At 63.1% G+C, this 19,289-nt stretch carries 17 protein-coding genes and 1 riboswitch; of the genes, 14 read left to right on the forward strand and 3 right to left on the reverse strand.

The annotated features are described in order from the left end of the window. Positions 1–3 precede the first annotated feature (3 nt). Positions 4–119: riboswitch (S-adenosyl-L-homocysteine riboswitch) on the reverse strand. 69 nt (positions 120–188) lie between these two features. Beyond that, positions 189–980 carry an HAD-IIB family hydrolase gene (locus WG899_RS17905; RefSeq protein ID WP_339597018.1) on the forward strand — a complete coding sequence of 264 codons (792 nt, stop codon included), beginning with the start codon at positions 189–191 and terminating at the stop codon, positions 978–980. On the opposite strand, the gene WG899_RS17910 is transcribed toward WG899_RS17905, so the two are convergent. After that, on the reverse strand, positions 977–2,068 hold the full coding sequence (locus tag WG899_RS17910; RefSeq protein ID WP_339597019.1) for a DNA glycosylase AlkZ-like family protein: 1,092 nt from the start codon (positions 2,066–2,068) through the stop codon (positions 977–979). The two genes, WG899_RS17905 and WG899_RS17910, sit on opposite strands and share 4 nt — an antisense overlap. A gap of 124 nt (positions 2,069–2,192) precedes the next feature. On the opposite strand from WG899_RS17910, the gene WG899_RS17915 reads away from it, so the two are divergent. Beyond that, positions 2,193–3,158: a chemotaxis protein CheX gene (locus WG899_RS17915; protein ID WP_339597020.1), complete on the forward strand. Its 966-nt coding sequence runs from the start codon at positions 2,193–2,195 to the stop codon at positions 3,156–3,158. Between the two features lie 36 nt (positions 3,159–3,194). Then, on the forward strand, positions 3,195–3,566 hold the full coding sequence (locus WG899_RS17920; protein WP_339597021.1) for a response regulator: 372 nt from the start codon (positions 3,195–3,197) through the stop codon (positions 3,564–3,566). A gap of 133 nt (positions 3,567–3,699) precedes the next feature. Here WG899_RS17920 and metK read toward each other — a convergent pair whose 3' ends face one another. After that, entirely contained in the window at positions 3,700–4,881 is a 1,182-nt protein-coding gene (metK, locus tag WG899_RS17925) for a methionine adenosyltransferase (protein ID WP_339597022.1), read from the reverse strand. Positions 4,882–5,057: 176 nt separating this feature from the next. Here metK and WG899_RS17930 point away from each other — a divergent pair, with 176 nt between their 5' ends. The 8 genes from WG899_RS17930 (at position 5,058) to WG899_RS17965 (ending at position 13,712) form a co-directional block, all read left to right on the forward strand. After that, positions 5,058–5,951 (forward strand): lysophospholipid acyltransferase family protein, encoded by an 894-nt coding sequence (locus WG899_RS17930; protein WP_444718869.1) that lies wholly within the window; start codon positions 5,058–5,060, stop codon positions 5,949–5,951. A gap of 2 nt (positions 5,952–5,953) precedes the next feature. Further along, positions 5,954–6,844 (forward strand): LpxL/LpxP family acyltransferase, encoded by an 891-nt coding sequence (locus WG899_RS17935; RefSeq protein WP_339597023.1) that lies wholly within the window; start codon positions 5,954–5,956, stop codon positions 6,842–6,844. 45 nt (positions 6,845–6,889) lie between these two features. Beyond that, a complete protein-coding gene (dapF, locus tag WG899_RS17940; RefSeq protein WP_339597024.1) occupies positions 6,890–7,747 on the forward strand; it encodes a diaminopimelate epimerase in 858 nt (285 codons plus the stop codon). A gap of 8 nt (positions 7,748–7,755) precedes the next feature. After that, positions 7,756–8,472 (forward strand): DUF484 family protein, encoded by a 717-nt coding sequence (locus tag WG899_RS17945; protein WP_339597046.1) that lies wholly within the window; start codon positions 7,756–7,758, stop codon positions 8,470–8,472. Between the two features lie 16 nt (positions 8,473–8,488). Beyond that, entirely contained in the window at positions 8,489–9,457 is a 969-nt protein-coding gene (locus tag WG899_RS17950; protein ID WP_339597025.1) for a tyrosine recombinase XerC, read from the forward strand. Next, positions 9,457–10,992, forward strand: coding sequence for a hypothetical protein (locus WG899_RS17955; protein ID WP_339597026.1), 1,536 nt, complete (start codon positions 9,457–9,459; stop codon positions 10,990–10,992). The genes WG899_RS17950 and WG899_RS17955 overlap by 1 nt, the downstream gene beginning before the upstream one ends. Before the next feature lie 22 nt (positions 10,993–11,014). After that, entirely contained in the window at positions 11,015–12,196 is a 1,182-nt protein-coding gene (locus WG899_RS17960) for a class I SAM-dependent rRNA methyltransferase (RefSeq protein WP_339597027.1), read from the forward strand. A gap of 397 nt (positions 12,197–12,593) precedes the next feature. After that, positions 12,594–13,712: a trypsin-like serine protease gene (locus WG899_RS17965; protein ID WP_339597028.1), complete on the forward strand. Its 1,119-nt coding sequence runs from the start codon at positions 12,594–12,596 to the stop codon at positions 13,710–13,712. A gap of 92 nt (positions 13,713–13,804) precedes the next feature. On the opposite strand, the gene WG899_RS17970 is transcribed toward WG899_RS17965, so the two are convergent. Beyond that, positions 13,805–14,293, reverse strand: a complete 489-nt coding sequence (locus tag WG899_RS17970) for an Lrp/AsnC family transcriptional regulator (protein ID WP_339597029.1) — start codon at positions 14,291–14,293, stop codon at positions 13,805–13,807. A gap of 149 nt (positions 14,294–14,442) precedes the next feature. Between WG899_RS17970 and glmS the strand changes: the two genes are divergently transcribed. The 3 genes from glmS to WG899_RS17985 all read left to right on the forward strand — a co-directional run bounded on the left by glmS (position 14,443) and on the right by WG899_RS17985 (position 19,160). Further along, a complete protein-coding gene (glmS, locus tag WG899_RS17975) occupies positions 14,443–16,314 on the forward strand; it encodes a glutamine--fructose-6-phosphate transaminase (isomerizing) (RefSeq protein WP_339597030.1) in 1,872 nt (623 codons plus the stop codon). 56 nt (positions 16,315–16,370) lie between these two features. After that, complete coding sequence (locus WG899_RS17980; RefSeq protein ID WP_339597031.1) at positions 16,371–16,640, forward strand: hypothetical protein; 270 nt, start codon at positions 16,371–16,373, stop codon at positions 16,638–16,640. 66 nt (positions 16,641–16,706) lie between these two features. Next, complete coding sequence (locus WG899_RS17985) at positions 16,707–19,160, forward strand: alpha/beta hydrolase family protein (protein WP_339597032.1); 2,454 nt, start codon at positions 16,707–16,709, stop codon at positions 19,158–19,160. The last annotated feature ends 129 nt before the right edge of the window (positions 19,161–19,289 follow it).

Here is a 19,289-nt window from a genome sequence, read left to right on the forward strand (position 1 = left end):
GTCAGCGGGTGAGCGCGGTTGCAGGTCTTGCCGGTCGATTCAAGTTGAATGCAGCCTGGCGCAAAACTTTTCCGAGCCTGGCCTGCTGTGTGTAGCAGGTTGCAACGCTCCTCGGAACGGCGCAATTCTAGACGCATCATGGCTGGCAATTGCGGGAACAGCCCATTGTTTTGCGGACAATCCTGCCCATGCGACCTTTCAGCCAATGCCCTCCCGACTCGCTGCGCGGCCTGCGCGGTGTCCTGACCGATATCGATGACACCTTGACCGCCGACGGTCAGATCGCCCCGGCCGCCTTGCAATCCCTGCATGATCTGCGTCGGCATGGGCTGCCGGTGATTGCCATCACCGGACGGCCCGCCGGTTGGAGCGAGCCCTTTGCCATGGCTTGGCCGGTGGCGGCCATCGTGGCCGAGAACGGCGCGGTTATGCTGCGCGGCGAAGGCGAGCAATTGCGCATTGCCTTCAGTCAAGATGAGCCTACCCGACTTGCCAATTTCGAGCGGCTGCAGGTCTGCGCGGCGGAGATCCAGGACCGAGTCCCAGGTGCGCGCTTAGCCACTGATTCGGCCGGGCGCCTGACCGACATTGCCATCGACCACAGCGAGTTTGCCCATCTGGATCAGGCTCAGATCGCCGCCGTGTGTGGGCTGATGCGGGCCCATGGCTTGGTCGCCACCGTCAGCTCGATCCACGTCAACGGTTGGATCGGCGAACACAGCAAATGGACGGCCGCACACTGGGCGGTGCAGGCCGTGTTGGGTGAGGCCTTCGAACCCGGGCAATGGCTGTATGTTGGCGATTCGACCAATGACCAGCAGATGTTCGCACGCATGCCCTTGAGCGTCGGGGTGGCCAATATCGCTCGCTTTGTGCCGCAGCTGCAGCATCTGCCGAGCTATGTGACGGATGCGGAGCAGGGCATCGGGTTTGCCGAGGTGGCGGCCGCCTTGCTCGCCGCTCGTTCGGCCTTGGCTTAGGCCGCGGGCAAGGCCAGGAATTCGCGCATACGGGCCAGTTCGGCCTGCCAGGCCGGACCGAAGGCTTTGTCCGGCGGCGCGTCTCCGTTGATGAAACCGCTTTGGGCTTGCAGGCTGTCTTGTTGCACCGCAAGATTGGCCCATCCCAACACCTGGCCTCGCCACAGCATCGGCAGGGCGTAGTAGCCGAGCTTGCGTTTCGGTGCCGGGGTGTAGGCTTCAAAGCGATAGGCCCAGCCCCACAGCAATTCGAAGCGCAGGCGATCCCAGACGATCGGATCGAATGGGGCCAGCAGGCGCAATTCCTCATCGAACTGCCAGCGCTTGGCGCAGGGGTTTTCCCCTTCGGGCCAGAACCAGCGCAGGCCGTCGAGCTCCACGCTGGGCCAGTTTTTGCGGGCGAGCAGCAGGGCCTGCTTGAGTTCGGCCGCTAGATGCGGCGCGCCATAGCCCAACAGACTGCACAACTGCCCGAGGCTGCGCGAGGGCAGCGGCGCGTATTTGGCCAGTACCAATTGCAACAGCGCCTGGGCCTTCTCCATCGGCGTGCGTTCGTCGACGGGGTGCTCGGCGGGGGCGTAAATACGAGTCCCAGCTTCGCGTTTGTGGACGCGCAAGAGGCCGCGGTAATGCATGCTGTCAAGCAGATGGGTGGTGGCATTGCTGCTGCCTCCCCAGGCATTGCGAGTGTTGCCCAGATCTAGCCGGGCCTGGATGTCGCGCGGGTGGCTCGGGCCGAGTTCTTGCAGCAAGGCGAGCAGTTGGGTGGCATGCTGGGTGGTCTCTGCGTTCCAGCCGCGCCGAGCCACGCGCGGGTGCATCAGGCGCAAGTGTTCGCGAGGCAGGAAGCCGTAGTTGACCAGGCAGTCTTCCTCGACGTCCAAGCGCGGGTAGCGGCGCTCTAGATCGCCGACTCGGTAGCCCTTGACGCGCAGCCTCAGGGTCAGGTCTTGAGCTCGCGCCGGAGCTCGGATCGGATCGGCCTGCACAAAACCGAGCCGAGTAATCGCCTGCGGCAGGCTGGTCGGGGTGAAGAGGGTGCGAGCGACCGCGTAGCGGCGCAGATCATCGAGACGGGGTGTGCGCATGGGCGGATTGTGCCGCCGCAATTGAGCCCATCTTTTGCTTCAGAAAACCCGGAAGCTGCCGAAATAGTCCGGAATAGGTGGCCCCAATGGGCCGAGAGGGCGGGCGCCTGCGCACCGAAATGACATGACGGAAACCACTCAACTCGCGGCCAAGGTTCTTTTGCTGGAGCACGACCCGGTGCATTACGCCAGCCTGGTCGACTTCTGTCAGCAAGTCGGGCTGCAGATCTTGCCGCGCTCGGCCAGTGATGCCTTGGCGGCTCTGGCGCAGCACAAGGATCTAGGCGGCGTTTTGCTGGCCGAGGATCTGCCTTGCGAGGGCCCCGATGGCCTGACCTTGGCGCGTGCCATTCACAAGCTGCGGCCTGAGCTGCCGATCTTTTTGCGCCGCACCAGCGATCGCGAATTGACGCTGCAGGAGCAAGTTGCGGTGCGGCATCGCTGGACGAGTGGGGACCTTCCTCGCCTGCGGGAGGCGGTCGACCATGCGATCTTCAGCCTCAGCTATCCGACCGTGCTGGTGCGAGGCATCGTCGAGCTGACTTGTGAGGCCTTGAAGGCGATGTTCCCCTTTGCCAGTGTCGAGGCCGAGTCGCCTTATGTGGTGCACGACCGAATCATTCATGGCGAGGTGTCGACGCTGATCCCGATCGAAAGCACCTGGTGCCGCGGCTACATGATGTTGCAGACCGAGGAAAATGCGCTGCGGCAGGGGCTGATCCAGGGCTTCAGCTATGAGGGCATGGGCGGCGACCTGAACTTTCGCGAGCTCAACAATATGTTGGGCGAGACCACCAACCTGATCTGGGGCGCGTTCAAGAATCGCTACATCCCGCCGCAGGATCTCAGCAAGCAGCAGATTCAGGTGCCGATCGTCATCAACCATCAGCACAAATACATTTCCTTCGGCTCGCAGGATCCGCAACTGTGCATCCGCTACCATTTGTCTGATCCGGCCCGGCCGGGCATGCCGCCGCTGGTGATTGTGCAGCGAGTTATCTTCAATCTGCATTGGTCGGTGGATGAGTTTGCCGAGTTCATGGCGCATGCGCCCTCGGCCGGCCCGACCGGCGAGCTGGATCTTTTTTAGAACCGCGGCAGCCGCTGCGACGGGAGACTTTGGGATATGGCGAATGTGCTCGTGGTTGACGATTCCAGCACCATGCGTGAGATCGTGGCCACCTTTCTGGGGAAGAATGGTTTTCAGGTGATCGTGGCCACCGACGGCCGCGATGGTCTTTTGCAGCTTCGCGGCGATCCAGACATCCGACTGGTTGTCAGCGATGTCAATATGCCCAATATGGATGGCCTCACCATGGCCGAGAAGATCCGTACCGAGCTGGGCAATACCAGCGTGCGCATCGTTATGCTGACCACCGAAGACAACCCGCAGCTGCGCGCTCGCGGCAAGGCCATTGGCGTGACCGGCTGGATCGTCAAGCCCTTCCGTGGCGAGGCCGTGCTGGGGCCGTTCAAGAAGCTTTGTGGGCTGAGCTGACGGTTGTGACGTGAATGAAAAAAAGGCCGCCCGGGAAACCCTGGGCGGCCTTTTTGTTGGCTGTTGCGCTCGTTACAGGCCTGCTGCAGCCCTGAGGGCCGACAACCTCACAAGCTCGCTGTCGCTCGAGGCTTTACAGGCCAGCCGCAGCGCGTAGCGCCGCAGCCTTGTCAGTACGCTCCCACGTGAACTCGGGTTCTTCGCGGCCGAAGTGGCCATAAGCGGCGGTCTTGGCGTAGATCGGGCGCAGCAGGTCCAGCATCTGGATGATGCCCTTGGGACGCAGATCGAAATGCTCGTTGACCAGGGCGGCGATCTTGTCATCGCTGATCACGCCGGTGCCTTCGGTGTACACCGTCACATTCATCGGCTTGGCGACGCCAATCGCGTACGCGACCTGAATCTGGCACTGGCGTGCCAGGCCGGCAGCGACGATGTTCTTGGCTACATAACGGGCTGCATAGGCGGCCGAGCGGTCGACCTTGCTGGGATCCTTGCCGGAGAAGGCACCACCACCGTGCGGGCAAGCGCCGCCGTAGGTGTCAACAATGATCTTGCGGCCGGTCAGGCCGCAGTCGCCTTGCGGGCCGCCAATGACGAAACGACCGGTTGGGTTGATCAGGTACTTGGTGTCTTGCAACCAAGCCGGCGGCAGCACCGGCTTGATGATCTCTTCGATCACCGCTTCGATGAACTCGGGCTTCATCTTCTGGCCGTCGCTCATCTCGGGGCTGTGCTGGCTGGACAGCACCACCGTGTCGATCGAGTGCGGCTTGCCATTCACATAGCGCATCGTCACCTGGCTCTTGGCGTCGGGGCGCAAGAAGGGCAGGCGGCCGTCCTTGCGCAGCTGAGCTTGGCGCTCGACCAGACGGTGTGCGTAATAGATGGGCGCCGGCATCAGCTCGGGCGTTTCGTCGCAGGCGTAGCCGAACATCAGGCCCTGATCGCCGGCGCCGATGTTCAGGTGGTCGTCGGAAGCGTGGTCCACGCCCTGGGCGATGTCATTGCTTTGCTTGTCATAAGCCACCAGCACCGCGCAGCCCTTGTAGTCGATGCCGTACTCGGTGTTGTCGTAGCCGATGCGCTTGATGGTGTCGCGCGCCACCTGGATGTAGTCCACATGGGCGTTGGTGGTGATTTCGCCGGCCAGCACGACCAAGCCGGTGTTGGTCAAGGTTTCGGCCGCCACACGCGAGCGCGGATCTTGGGCGAAGATTGCGTCGAGAATCGCGTCCGAGATCTGATCCGCGACCTTGTCGGGATGACCTTCCGAGACAGATTCAGAAGTAAAGAGAAAATCGTTGTTCGCCACTTTTACACTCCAGTTAACAGTTCATCGGCGTTGCCGTGCTGTCGGGAGACGCGGCGAACGCTTTAGCAGCATTTGTTGAGCATCGCAGCCCGGCGGATGTTTCATTCCCTTGAATAAAGCCCGCATCGCCCCGCAAGTTGTCCAAATTAACTCGGCGATAACGAGATTATAGAAATATGTTGATGCTGCTGTTCCGAATCTTGTCGAAACTGCCCTTGCGCGTCTTGCATGGCATTGGGGCGGGCCTCGGCTGGCTGACCTATTGGTCCTCGGGCAGCTACCGGCGGCGCTACCTGGCCAATGTGAAGATCGCCGGGCTGGCTTGGTCCGCCGCTCGCGGCGGCATTGCCGGAGCGGGCCGGATGATGATGGAAATTCCCTGGTTGTGGATGCGGCCGGCGCAACTGCCGCTCGGCGACCTGGTGCGTTGGCACGGGGTTGAATTGATTCAGCAAGCGATTGCGCAGGGGCGCGGCATGGTCTTGTTGACGCCACATCTGGGTTGCTTTGAGATCACCGCTCAGGCCTATGCGGAACGCTTCGCCACGGCCGAATCGCCCATCACGGTGTTGTATCGGCCGGCCCGGCAGGTCTGGTTGCGCGCCGTGGTTGAAGCCTCGCGCAGCCGACTCGGCTTGGCGACGGCGCCGGCCACACTGGCCGGTGTGCGTCAGATGATCCGGGCGCTGCGACGCGGCCAGACCATCGGCCTGTTACCTGATCAGGTGCCGCCCGAGGGGCTCGGCGTCTGGGCGCCGTTCTTCGGTCAATCGGCCTATACGATGACGCTGGCCGCGCGCTTGCTGCAGCAGACCGGCGCCACGCCGCTGTTGATCTGGGGCGAGCGCCTGCCGGCTGGGCAGGGTTATGCCGTGCATGTCTACCCAGGCCCGCAAATTTCGGCCGATTCCGCGCCAGAATCCGCTGCCACCCTCATCAATCAATCCATGGAACAGCTGATCCGACTTGCCCCCGCCCAGTATTTGTGGGGCTACAACCGCTACAAGCAGCCGCGGGGCCTGGACATTGGCGCCGCGCCCGCCGACCTTGACGCCAAGCAGGAGTCTTGAGGATGTGGTCTCGCTTGGGGGCGCATGGCGCCATTGGCCTCTTGTGGCTGTTGCATTTCTTGCCGCTTTCCGTGTTGGCTGCGCTGGGCCGGGGTCTGGGTGGGCTGCTGTGGCAGTTGGCCAAGCGGCGCCGGCGCATCGCACTGCGTAATCTGGAACTCTGCTTTCCGGAGCGCTCGGCCGCCGAACGCGAGCAATTGGCGCGCGAGCATTTCGGCTGGATGGGCCGCAGCGTGCTGGAGCGCGGTTTGCTCTGGTTCGCCTCGGCCGAGCGTCTGCAGCGGCTGATGCACATCAAGGGCGACATCAAACTGGCCGAAACCAGCTCGGCACCGGTGATGTGGGTGCTGCCACATTTTGCCGGCCTTGAGTGGGCCGCGCCGGCCTTGATGCTGAATCAAAAATGTCCCGGTGTGGATGTCTATCAGCCGCAGAGCAATGCGGTTTTTGATGCCCGCATGCTGGCCGGTCGAGCCCGCTTCGGCAAGACGGCCTTTGTGGATCGGCACGAAGGCATCCGGCCAGTGCTGCGGCTGATCCGCCAGGGCTATGCCTTTTTGAACGCGCCGGACATGGACTTCGGAGTCAAGGACTCGGCCTTTGTGCCCTTCTTCGGCGTGTCGACCTGCACCTTGCTGGCACCGTCCAAGATCGCCAGCAATATGGGCATGGTGGTGCAGCCCTTGATCGTCACCATGCTGCCGGGCGGCCAGGGCTATGTGGTCGAAGCCTGGCCGGCGCCCGAGGGCTACCCGAGTGGCGACTTGGTGGCCGATGCGACGCAGATGAATGCTTGGCTGGAGGCGCGCGTACGCGAGAACCCGGCGCAATACCTGTGGGTGCACAAGCGATTCAAGACCCGGCCCGAGGGCGAGCCGTCCTTCTACGCATGAGCGTCGGCGGCGCAGCGGTGTGTGGGGCGCGGTGATAATCGGCCGATGAAATTGCAGTTCACCAAAATGCAGGGCGCCGGCAATGACTTTTGTGTCATCAACGCGCTGGAAACTCCCTTGTCCCTGAGCCCGGAGCAGATTCGTCGCCTCGGAGACCGGCGCTTTGGGGTCGGCTGCGATCAGATTTTGGTGATTGAGCGCAGCGAGTCGCCGGATGTGGATTTCCGTTACCGCATCTTCAATAACAGCGGCGACGAGGTGGAGCATTGCGGCAATGGGGCCCGTTGCTTTGTCCGTTATGTGAATGAGAAGGGCCTGAGCGCCAAGCGCAGCATCCGGGTTCAGACGGTTAATGCCTTGCTGGAGTTGCATCTTCGAGAGGACGGCCGGGTCAGCGTGGACATGGGCGCGCCGGTGTTCGAGCATGCCCGCCTGCCCTTTGATTCGCAGGGGCTGACCCCGCGGCGCCTGGGCGACTTTGAGCTCTGGCCCTTGGCCGAGGCCGACTGCGAGGTGGCGGTGCTGTCGATGGGCAACCCGCATGCGGTGCAGTTGGTGGCGGATGTCGACACGGCGCCGGTGGCCAGTCGCGGCCCCTTGGTCGAGGCTCATCAGCGCTTTGCCCGCAAGGTCAATGCCGGCTTTATGCAGATCGTGTCGCGCAGCGAAGTGCGGCTGCGCGTGTTTGAGCGCGATGCAGGCGAAACGCTGGCCTGTGGCACGGGGGCTTGTGCTGCGGTGGTGGCCGGCATTCGTTTGGGCTTGCTCGATGAAGCGGTCGAGGTGCATGCGCGTGGTGGTGATTTGAAAATTGAATGGGCCGGCTTGAGTGTTGGCCTGCAGGCCTCGGTGTTTTTGACCGGGCCGGCGCAAACCGTGTTTGAAGGAGTGATCGAGCTGTGAGCAAAGAACTGGGGACGCAGGGCATTACCGAACAGGACATTGCCGATTTCCTGGCCAATACGCCGGGCTTTTTCGAGCGCCATGCCGAGCTGTTGGCCAGCGTTCAGCTGACGCACCCGCACAGCGCCCGTGCGGTCTCGCTGCAAGAGCGCCAGGCTGAAATGCTGCGCGACAAGATCAAGGGCCTGGAGTTCAAGATCATCGAAATGATCCGCAACGGCCAAGAGAATGTGGCCATTGCCGACCGTCTGCACCGTTGGACCAAGCGCCTGATGCTGACGGCCAATGCGGCGGACTTGCCCGATGTGCTGACGCAGGAGTTGCGGCATCAGTTCATGATTCCGCTGGCAGGCCTGCGGCTGTGGGATGTGGCGCCCGAACACGCCGAAGCCGATTTCGCCCAGGCCGTCAGCCAGGATGTGAAGAGCTTTGCGAGCAGCTTGAGTCAGCCCTACTGCGGCGTTAACTCAGGCTTTGAGGCAGCGCGTTGGTTGCGCGGCGAAGAGGGCGGAGCCACCGGCGCCAGTTCCTTGGCCCTGATCCCGCTGACGCGTGGTGGCCAGCCGGGCCAAAGCTTGGGTCTGCTGGTGCTGGGTTCGCCCGACCCGACACGCTACACCGCCGAAATGGGCACCGAGTTCCTGACGCGGGTGGGCGATATTGCCAGCGCGGCGCTCTCGCGCCTGGCTTCGGTCAAGCCCGAGCCCGAGCCTGCCTCGTCCTGATCGCCAGCGACGCGGCGTGTCCGAAGGTTTGAGCTCCGATGACTCGCCCGAGCCGCTGCTGGCCTGGTTGGGCGTGTATCTGGACTATGTGCGGGTGCAACGTCGTTTGGCGCCGCGCAGCCTGGTCATTTATGAAGATGGCTTGCGCCGCTTGCAAGGCCTGGCGGCACAACGAGGCCAAGACCTGCTGACACTGCGCTCGCATCAGGCGCGTGCTCTGGCCGCTAGCTTGCATGCGCAGAGTGATCTCGGGCCGCGCGGCATGGCCTTGATGTTGTCGGTTTGGCGTGGCCTTTACCGGTGGTTGGGGCGTGAGCGCCTGGTCGAGTTGAATCCCTTTGACGGGCTGCGGGCACCGAAGGCGGCCAAGCCGCTGCCCAAGGCCTTGGGTGTCGATGACGCGGTGCAACTGGCCAACTACGTAGCCGATGCACAGCCGGGCGGGCTGGACGAGCGGCTGGAGGCACGCGACCGCTGTGTGGTGGAGTTGCTGTATGGCTGTGGCCTGCGGGTCTCTGAGTTGGTCGGGCTGGATGCGCAGGCGAGCGCCAGCGCCTTGGGTTGGGTTGACCTGCAGGCCGGCGAGGCGCAGGTCTTGGGCAAGGGCAGCAAGCGGCGCAGTGTGCCGCTGGGGTCGGCCGCCTTGCAGGCCTTGCGGCAGTGGCTGGCGCTGCGCGGCCAAGTGGCGCGGGCCGATGAGCCTGCCTTGATGGTCGGCGCGCGAGGGGGGCGTTTCGGCGCGCCGCAAGTTCGCGCCATGCTGAAAGAGCGCGCCCTGGCGGCCGGCATGCCCAGCCATGTGCATCCGCATATGCTGCGGCACTCTTTTGCTTCACATCTGCTGCAGTCCAGCGGTGACCTGCGTGCGGTGCAGGAGTTGCTGGGCCATGCCCACATCACCACCACCCAGGTGTACACACAGCTGGACTTTCAACACCTCGCGAAAATCTACGATGCCGCGCACCCGCGGGCCAAGAAAAAATAATGTCATTCGCTCTCCCTACATCATCCGTTTTTGTCCCACGTGGCATCGCGCTGGCCTGTGCCTTGGCGGCTTGCGCCACTGCTTCGGCCAATACCAACGTCGCACGACTCACGCCGCTCAGGCCTGCGGCCATCGAGACCAGTTGGACGCCATTGCGGCTGCCGAATGGCGACAAGACGGCCCTGCTCGGTGGCAGCTATCTGATGGCCGTCAATGACGAATGGGGCTTTGGCCCGAGCGTCTATGGCGCGGCCAAGGGCAATTACGGCGGCCTCTTCACGCTGGGCTTGACGGCGCAAGGGCGCTGGCGCCTGGGATCCAACGCTCATGTGGCGGCAGGCTTGTATGCCGGTGCCGGTGGCGGCGTGGGTTCGAACCAGGTGCGTTTCGGTGGTGGGCTGATGCTGCGGCCGGAGTTGTCGATTCGCCTGCAGGGCGGCGATTGGTATGGCGGCGCATCGCTGGCGCATGTGCGCTTCCCGAGCGGCAATATCAGCGATAGCAGCATCGGCCTGGTGCTGGGGCGCTCCAGCAGCTTCGCCAGTTTCGCGCCCAGCGATGCCGGCAAGCGCGGCCGCGCCAGTCAGCGCACCGGCCTTGGGTTTGACGAGATCGCCTTGCAGGGTGGCTTGGCCACGCCACGCGCTGGCACACGAAATCGCAGCGGTGTGCCGAGCAGCAAGCGCATGGGTTTTGCCGGCGCCGACCTGCGGCAGTACATCGCCGACGGCAGTTGGTGGGGTGTCGAGGCCGCGGGTGCCGCGCAAGGCGGTGCCGATGGCTATATGGAAGTGCTGGCCACGGCCGGCCAAGACTGGGCGATCGGCAGCCCGCGTCTGCGTGCCGGTGGGCAGATTGGGGTAGGCCTGGGCGGCGGCGGCAATGTGAACACCGGTAGCGGCTGGCTGTTGCGAGGTGGGCCAACGCTGCGCTGGATCACCCCATGGGGTGCGACGCTGCGGCTGGATGGCGGCATCAGCAAGGCGCCCCGTGGCCAGTTTTCGGCCAATTTTGTGCGCCTGGGCCTGGCCTTGCCGCTTGACCAGACACCGTCGTTCGGCAGCACCTCCGAGCAGGAGTTCGGCACCGTGCGTACCCAGCAATTGTTTGCCAGCTACCAGTACCTGCCCAAGGTACGGTTCAAAGATGGCAGTCATGACGCCATTGGGCAAATCGGCATGGTCATGACCCGGGAGCTGACGCCGATGATCTACGGTGTGGCCCAGGCCGGCAGTGCCGCTTTTGGCAAGGCCGGTGCCTATTCCTTTGGCCTGTTTGGTGTGGGGCTGCAGACGCAACCGCTGTGGTTGTCAACGCGCTTCGGTACCGAGCTCTTGGCCGGTGCGGCGGGCGGAGGCGGCGTCGATGTGGGTGGCGGGGCTCTGCTGCAGGGCGAGGCCTATGCCTTGTGGGAAGGTGAGCGCCTGCGTCTGCGTGCCGGATTGGGCCATTGGCGCGGCATGCGCAGCGGGGCTCAGTCCTCGTCCTTGCTGAACCTGTCGGTGGGTTACGCCTTCGGCAGCCTGGCGCGTTGAAATCCAAGAGAGGGCCTCGGCCATGAAGAAAATTGTTATCCGCGCGGGCAAAGAGCGCTCCTTGGAACGCCGCCACCCCTGGGTGTTTGAAAGCTCAATTGCGCGCGGCAGCGCCGACCGAGGCGAGACCGTGCGGGTCGAGTCCGCTGAAGGGTTGTTCCTGTGCTGGGCCGCATTCAGCCCGCAATCGCAGATCCGCCTGCGCGCTTGGAGCTTCGATGAGTCCGAACGCATTGACAGCGCATTCTTCAAGCGCCGCATTGGGCGTGCGCTGGCGTTGCGCAGTCGCTTGCCGGTGGCGTCTGATTCGATTCGCCTGATCCACGGCGAGGCCGATGGTTTGCCGGGTCTGGTAGTGGATCGTTATGCCGGGACCTTGGTGGCGCAATTCTTGTCCAGCGGCGTCGAGCGCTGGAAGGATCAGATCGTTGATCATCTGCTGGCCGCCACCGGCCTGAGTCGTTTGTACGAACGCTCGGACGCCCAGGTGCGTGAGTTGGAGGGCTTGCCACTGCAAACCGGTTGGCTGCGCGGTGAGGGGGCGACGGAAGTGACGATCAGCGAACACCAGTGGCGCCTCAGCCTGGATGTGGCCGAGGGGCACAAGACCGGCTATTACCTGGATCAACGAGACAACCGCAAGCGCTTTGCCGAGGCGGTGCGCCACTACGGCTGTAAGACGGTGTTGAATTGCTTCAGCTATACCGGCGGCTTTTCGGTGGCGGCGTTGGCCGGTGGGGCCGAGCAGGTCATCAGCGTGGACTCTTCCGCTCCTGCTCTGGCGCGTGCTACTGCGCATGTCAGCCTGAATGGTTTCGACCCGGCGCGCCACCAGGCCCTGGATGCCGACGTCAACGCGACGCTGCGCGGCTACCTGAAAGAGGGCCGGCAGTTCGATGCAGTCGTGCTCGACCCGCCCAAGTTTGCGCCCACCGCCGCGCATGCTGAGCGCGCCGCGCGCGCCTACAAAGACATCAACCGACTGGCGCTGCGCCTGTTGGCTCCCGGAGGCTTGCTGTTTACCTTCTCGTGTTCCGGCGGCATTTCGCCCGACCTGTTCCACAAGATCGTCGCCGGCGCCGGGCTGGATGCACAGGTGGATGGCTTTATTCTGGACCGCGTTGGCGCAACGCCCGATCACCCGCAGACCATATGCTTCCCGGAAGGGGAGTATCTGAAGGGCTTGTTGATCCTGAAGACTTGAGTGTTGGCGCTGCGCTCAGACTTGATCTGGGTCCGGCGCTTGCTGCGGCCCAATCGGGTCTACTTGGCGGTGCAAAAGGCCTGACGCAGCCGAATGCGAGCCTTTGCCATGACAACGCTCTGGCGAACTCGACATCAAAGTGAGCCGAATGGTCTAGTGGACCCGTCTCGTGGGCATGCATAACTTTCATGCATGTCGGCTAGGTGAATTCCTTGATGGGGTTTATTCGACCCGTGCATGCGGGGGTATTCGCGGTTTTTAGGTATGACCAAACCGTGACAATATTGGCATATCGATGGATAAAAAGAGTCGTTGGGAACGCAGCCGCGGGGCAAAACCCGGCAGAGCTGCTCGGGGCATCGATACACCCACAACCAATTCTTTGAGGAGTAGGACCTTGATCAAGCAATTGAATGTCATCGCCGCAGCGGCGTTGTTGGGCCTGGCTGGCGCGGCCCATGCCGGCGGTGACCTGACGGTTGCCAATATGCGAGTGCCTTCGGGCAGCGCTGGCTACCTGGACCCATTGACCGGCAATACCAGCGCGGTTGCCAACTGGCGTTTTGCGCCCGGTCAAGTGATCGGAGGCGTGGCTGGTTTGTTGGATGGTGTGGCTCGTTTGAGCTTCTCCAATGCGGACGGCAATTGGGCCTGTTCGGGTTCTTTGCTGGCGGGTGGCCAGTATGTGTTGACGGCCGCCCATTGCGCCGACGACTTCACATCGATGAAGGTTCAGTTTGGCTACTTCAACGGTGTTGCCGCCGAGACCCGCAATGTGTCCGTTGGCAATGCCTTTGTGCACAAGGATTGGAACGGCAATCTTGATACTGGTGCCGACATCGCCATTCTGAAGCTGGACTCGGCCGTTACGAGCATTCAGGGCTATAAGCTGAGCACCACTAATGATGTCGGTAAGACGCACATCATGGCCGGCTACGGTACGACTCAGACGGCCACGGCCGATGCAGGTACCAACTGGAATGATGGCAAGTATGGTCACTTCGCCTTCAATACCTTTGACATTGACAGTCAGACATTCAATAAGGTCTTAGGTGATGCGATTGGGCCGGATTGGGGTTACGACGCCAACTATTACAAGCCCGGTGTGACTTATATGGTCGACTTCGACCGAGGCCTCGCTAAGAACAACACCCTGCAGCGGATCGCTGACTTGTCCGGCAACAAGTTCAGCAGCAATGAAGGTCTGGGTGGCATGGAAGGCCTGATCGCCGGCGGCGACTCGGGCGGCGGCGACTTCGTCTGGAACGGTACCGAATGGGTCTTGTCCGGTGTGCACTCCTGGGGCTGGCAAGCTTGCGGTAACTTTGGCCTGGATTGCGATGTCAGCACCAAGAACTCTTCGAGCTATGGTGACCTGTCGGGTTCCACGGCTGTGTTCTCCCACGTCGATTTCATCAACGGCGTAACAGCTGTGCCCGAGCCTCAAACTTATGCTCTGATGGCGCTGGGCCTGTGGGTCGTTGCCGGGGCAGCGCGTCGTCGCAACCGGGTTTGATGGCTCTCACCATTCGGCGAATGACTGAAAGCGGCCTTCGGGCCGCTTTTTTATGCCCGCATCACATGCCCTTGTCATGTCCACGCCAATCATCAGCGCGTCGGCAAGCTGACTCGAGGTTCGAATTTCCCGCGCCTCACGCTGAAGAAGGCTTTGACGTTGCGCACATTGGCGTCCTGGGTGAAGAGGCGCAGCACCAGGGCGTGATAGGCCGGCATGTCTGCCACTTGCAGGATCAGCACAAAGTCCGGGCCCGGCGAAACCTGATAGCACTGCTGTACGGCTGCATCCGTCAGCACGCGAGCCTCAAAGGCTTGCAGATGCTCGGCCCCTTGGCGATCGAGGGTGATTTCGACAATCGCGGTCAGTCCGGCGCCGAGTTTTTCAGCCGACAACAGTGCCACCCGGCGCTCGATGATGCCGCTGTCGACCAAGCGCTTCACGCGACGCAGGCAGGTCGCCGGCGACACATGGGCAAGACCGGCGAGCTCCTGGTTCGATAAGGCTGCGTCTTGCTGCAGGAGTTCCAAGATCCGCAAATCGCTGGCATCAAGACTCAAAGCTTCGGTTGAATCATTCATTTTTAATCAATATGTGAAATATCTCATCGCAACTTTGCCTGCGTGGATGATTGTTTCAAATTTAGATGAATTTTGAAAGCATTCATTTGCCCTGAATGCCTACGATTCGCTCCGAACTCAAGCCCAAACATTTTCTGGAGCCAAGCATCATGTGTGGAATCGTCGGAGCCGTCAGTCAGCGCAATATCGTCCCCATCTTGATCGAGGGTCTGAAGCGCCTGGAATACCGGGGCTATGACTCCTGTGGCGTGGCTGTGCATCAAGATGGCGGTCTCAAGCGCGCCCGCAGCACCTCGCGCGTGGCCGAGTTGACCGGCTTGGCGGCTGAGGACGGCATCGCCTCCGGCACCGGCATCGCCCACACCCGCTGGGCCACTCATGGCGCACCGGCGGTGCACAACGCCCACCCGCATTTTTCGCAAGGCCCGAATGCCAGTGCCGACAGCATCGGACGCATTGCCCTGGTGCACAACGGCATCATTGAAAACCACGATGAATTGCGTGCCGAACTGAAGGCGCGCGGCTACGCCTTCAGCAGCCAGACCGACACCGAGGTGATCGCCCATCTGATCGACCACCTCTACAACGGCGATCTGTTGGAGGCGGTGCAGCAGGCCTTGCCGCGCTTGAAGGGTGCCTACGCCGTGGCCGTGTTCTGCCGTGACGAGCCGCATCGCGTGGTGGCCGCGCGCGAAGGCTCGCCGCTGGTTTTGGGTGTTGGCATGGAAGCCGCTGATGGCGAACACTTCGTCGCCTCTGATGCTATGGCCCTGGCCGGCGTGACCGACCAGATCGTTTATCTGGAAGAGGGTGATGTGGTGGACCTGCAGCCGGGCCGCTTCTGGATCAGCCAGCTGAACGCCGAAACTGGCCGTTATGAGTCGCAGCAGCGTGAAGTGCGTACCGTGCATGCACAAAGCGGCGCGGCCGAGCTGGGCCCGTACCGCCACTATATGCAGAAGGAAATCTTCGAGCAGCCCACCGCCATTGCCAACACGCTGGAAGCCATCACCGCCATCAGCCCCGAGTTGTTTGGTGACGGTGCCTACCGCATCTTCAAGGAGGTTGACTCCGTCTTGATCCTGGCCTGCGGCACCAGCTACTACTCGGGTTCCACCGCCAAGTACTGGCTGGAAAGCATCGCCAAGATCCCGACCAGCGTCGAGATTGCCAGCGAATACCGTTATCGCGACAGCGTGCCGAATCCGCGCACCTTGGTCGTCACGATCAGCCAGAGCGGCGAAACCGCTGACACCTTGGCAGCGCTCAAGCATGCGCGTGCTCAAGGCATGAAGCACACCTTGACCGTTTGCAATGTCTCCACCAGCGCGATGGTGCGTGAGTGCGAATTGGCCTACATCACCCGTGCTGGCGCCGAAATTGGTGTTGCCTCTACCAAGGCCTTTACCACCCAGTTGGTGGGCCTGTTCCTGTTGACCTTGGCCCTTGCGCAAACCCGCGGTCACCTGAGCGAAGCCCAAGAGGCTGAGCATGTGAAGGCCCTGCGCCACCTGCCAGTGGCGGTGCAGGCCGTCTTGGCCTTGGAGCCGCAAGTCATTGCCTGGAGCGAGGAGTTCGCGCGCAAGGAAAACGCCCTGTTCCTCGGTCGCGGCCTGCACTACCCGATCGCCCTGGAAGGCGCGCTGAAGCTGAAAGAGATCAGCTACATCCATGCCGAGGCCTACCCGGCCGGCGAGTTGAAGCATGGCCCCTTGGCCTTGGTGACGGCCGAAATGCCTGTCGTGACCGTGGCGCCGAACGACACCTTGCTGGAAAAGCTCAAGAGCAATATGCAAGAAGTCCGGGCCCGCGGCGGCCAGCTTTATGTCTTTGCCGACGGCGACACAGAGATCCAATCCGAGCCCGGTTTGCACGTCATCCGCATGCCCGAGCATTACGGTGCCCTCAGCCCCATCTTGCATGTGATCCCGCTGCAATTGCTGGCCTATCACACGGCCTGTGCGCGCGGCACCGACGTTGATAAGCCTCGCAACCTAGCCAAGTCGGTCACTGTGGAGTGAGCGTTATGTTGTTGGGGCGAACCCTGTAATCAGGGAGGCTGAGGCCCTGGCTCATCGTGTGGAGCGCGCTGTTTGGGGTGACCCAAAAGGCCGTGTTCCAGATGGCGGAGCATAGGGCCGGCTTTCGGACGCTGCAAGCCAAAATCAGCGCGCTTGCAGCTCCCCTGGCTGTTGAGGCAGAGGTCGAAGTGGCGTGTCGCCAACAAGCCCAGAACGAGCCCAAGGTTTTTGTGAAGCGACTGGCGCCGCATATTGCGCGCTGGAAGGTGCAAGGCGTCAATGTGCACGGCAACCTGGAAGACGCGCGCCAATATCGCTTGCATTGACATCGTGCAGGGCAGGGGCGGCGCTGCTAGAGTCGCCGCTTCATTCCAAAACGGCGACAACGATCTATGCGCTTCAGTCCCGCCCCGCATCTTCTGACCCTGGCCATCGCTCTGGCTCTGGGCAGCGTGAATAGTGCTTCACTCGCTCAGGCTCCGGCCGCCTCCGAAACAGAAGGCTATTTGCAGCCCTCGGCGGCCATGCGCGCAGTGCTCGACGCGCCGGGCCTGCCCTCGCACCAACTTTCACCGGATCAAAAGACCCTGGCCGTGCTGCAACTGCAGCGCCACCGCAGCATTGCCGAGTTAGCCCGTCCCATCTACCGCCTGGCCGGCGGCCGCTACGACGCGGCAGCCGGTGGCCCGCAATTGCTGATGGCGATCGAGGCCTTGCAGCTGCGCGAGGTGAGCAAGCCTGAGGCGCCGGCACGGGAAGTGCGGCTGCCGGCCGGTGGCGCTTTTCATCAGCTGCGCTGGTCGCCGGACGGCCGTCGCTTTTTGCTGAATCGCCGCATGGATCGGGCCATCGAGCTGTGGATCGGCGATGTCGCCACGGGTGCGATCAAGCCCTTGCGCGGCGTGCGTCTGAACACCATGTTCGAGCGCAATGTGGCTTGGCTGAATGCTGATGAATTGGTGCTGGTGACCGTGCCCGATCAGCGCGGCCCGGCGCCGCAGTTCAGCGTGCCCAGCGGCCCGGCCATCCAGGAGTCGATGGGCCAGGCCTCGCCCGAGGTCACCCGCCAAGACCTGCTGAAGAACCGCCAGGACGAAGCCTTGTTCCAGCACCAGGCCAGCGCGGTGCTGCGCCGGGTGGACCTGCGCAGCGGCGCCTCGCGCGAGATTGGCGCACCGGGCCTGATCGCCCAGGTGCAAACCGTGGGCACGCAGGGCGCGCTGCTGGTTGAGCGCCTGGTGCCGCCTTTCAGCTACCAGGTGGGCGCCAATGACTTTGGCCGCGAGGTTGAGCTGCGCGATGCTCAGGGCAAGCTGCTGCGCAGCCTGGGCGCGGTCAAGATCCGCCAGGGCGTGCCGGTCGAAGGTGTGATCACCGGCCCGCGCGACTACTGGGCCTCGCCGCTGGCCGATGGCGCCGTCTACTGGGTGGAAGCCCTGGACGGCGGCGACCCGAACACCAAGGTCAGCCACCGCGACCGCCTGATGCGCCTGGATGCGCCCTATCAAGCTGAGGCACGCGAGGTGCACCGCACCGCTGGCCGCCTGGTCAGCCTGAGCTTTGTCGAGGCCAAACCACGCGCCCTGGTGGCCGAGTTTGACCGGGACCGCCGCTGGCTCAGCGTTGACCTGCTGGCGCTGGACGGCAGCGCGCCGCCGCTGCGCCTGCAAGACCGCTCGCTGCGTGACCGCTACAAAGACCCCGGCCAGCCCTTGATGCGTGTGCTGCCCAACGGCCACAACGTCGCTCGCTTGGACGCCGAAGACCGCTTGCTGCTGGTCGGCCAGGGCGCCAGCCCGGCCGGCGACCGCCCCTTCATCGACCGCCTGAGCCTCAAGACCGGCCAGACCGAGCGCCTGTTCCAGTCCGGCAGCACGCATTACGAGCGGCCCATCAGCTTGCTGGCCGATGGCCGCCTGCTGAGCAGCCGCGAGAGCTTCAACGAGCCGCCGAATCTGCTGCTGCGCAGCGGCGCCGATTTCGGCCAGATGCAGGCCCTGACCCAGCACCGCGACCCGACGCCGCAGCTGCGCGACATCAAACGCGAGCTGGTCAAGTTCAAGCGCGCTGATGGGGTGGAGCTGAGCTTCTGGCTCTACCTGCCGCCCGACTTTAAGAAGGGTGAGCCACGCCCGACCTTTGTCTGGGCCTACCCGCTGGAGTTCACCGATGCGTCCACCGCCGGCCAGGTCAGCGGCTCGGCCACGCGCTTCAACACCTTTGGCGGCAGCAGCCCGCTGATGCTCTTGCTCGATGGTTATGTGGTGCTGATGGATGCCACCATGCCGGTGGTCGGCGACCCGAAGACGGTCAATGACAGCTTTGTCGAGCAGATCACCGCCAATGCCCAGGCCATCATCGACAAGGCGGTGGAGCTCGGCGTTAGCGAGCGCTCGCAGATGGTGGTGGGCGGCCACAGCTATGGCGCCTTCATGACGGCGAATCTGCTGGCTCACACCGATTTGTTCAAGTCCGGCATTGCGCGCAGCGGCGCCTACAACCGCACGCTCACGCCTTTCGGCTTCCAGAGCGAGCGCCGCACCTACTGGGAAGCGCAAGACGTGTATCTGCGTCTGTCGCCCTTCAATTACGCCAACAAGCTGAAGGAGCCCATCCTGCTGATCCACGGCGAGAACGATGACAACCCCGGCACTTACCCGATGCAAACCCAGCGCCTGTACCAGGCCCTGGCTGGCACCGGGGGCAATGTTCGTTATGTGACCTTGCCGCTGGAGTCGCATGGCTATGCGGCGCGCGAGTCGCAAGGTCATGTGCTGCGCGAGATGAGCGACTGGATGAAGCGCCAAACTCACGATCCGCGAGTTCCTAGCGCCATCAAACCCTGAGGCCGGCCCCGCGCGCCTTGGGCGGGCGGGCGGTCCAAGTGCCATTTGCTGACCAAGGCGGTGCTTTATCTCCAGTCTGGCCAGGGCGTCAAAGCTTTGCGATGGGCCGAGACCCTGCGCTAGCCCGGC

Origin of the sequence: Paucibacter hankyongi, from assembly GCF_037482915.1 — a bacterium.
In the GTDB taxonomy this organism is placed as follows: Bacteria; Pseudomonadota; Gammaproteobacteria; order Burkholderiales; family Burkholderiaceae_C; genus Paucibacter_A; species Paucibacter_A hankyongi.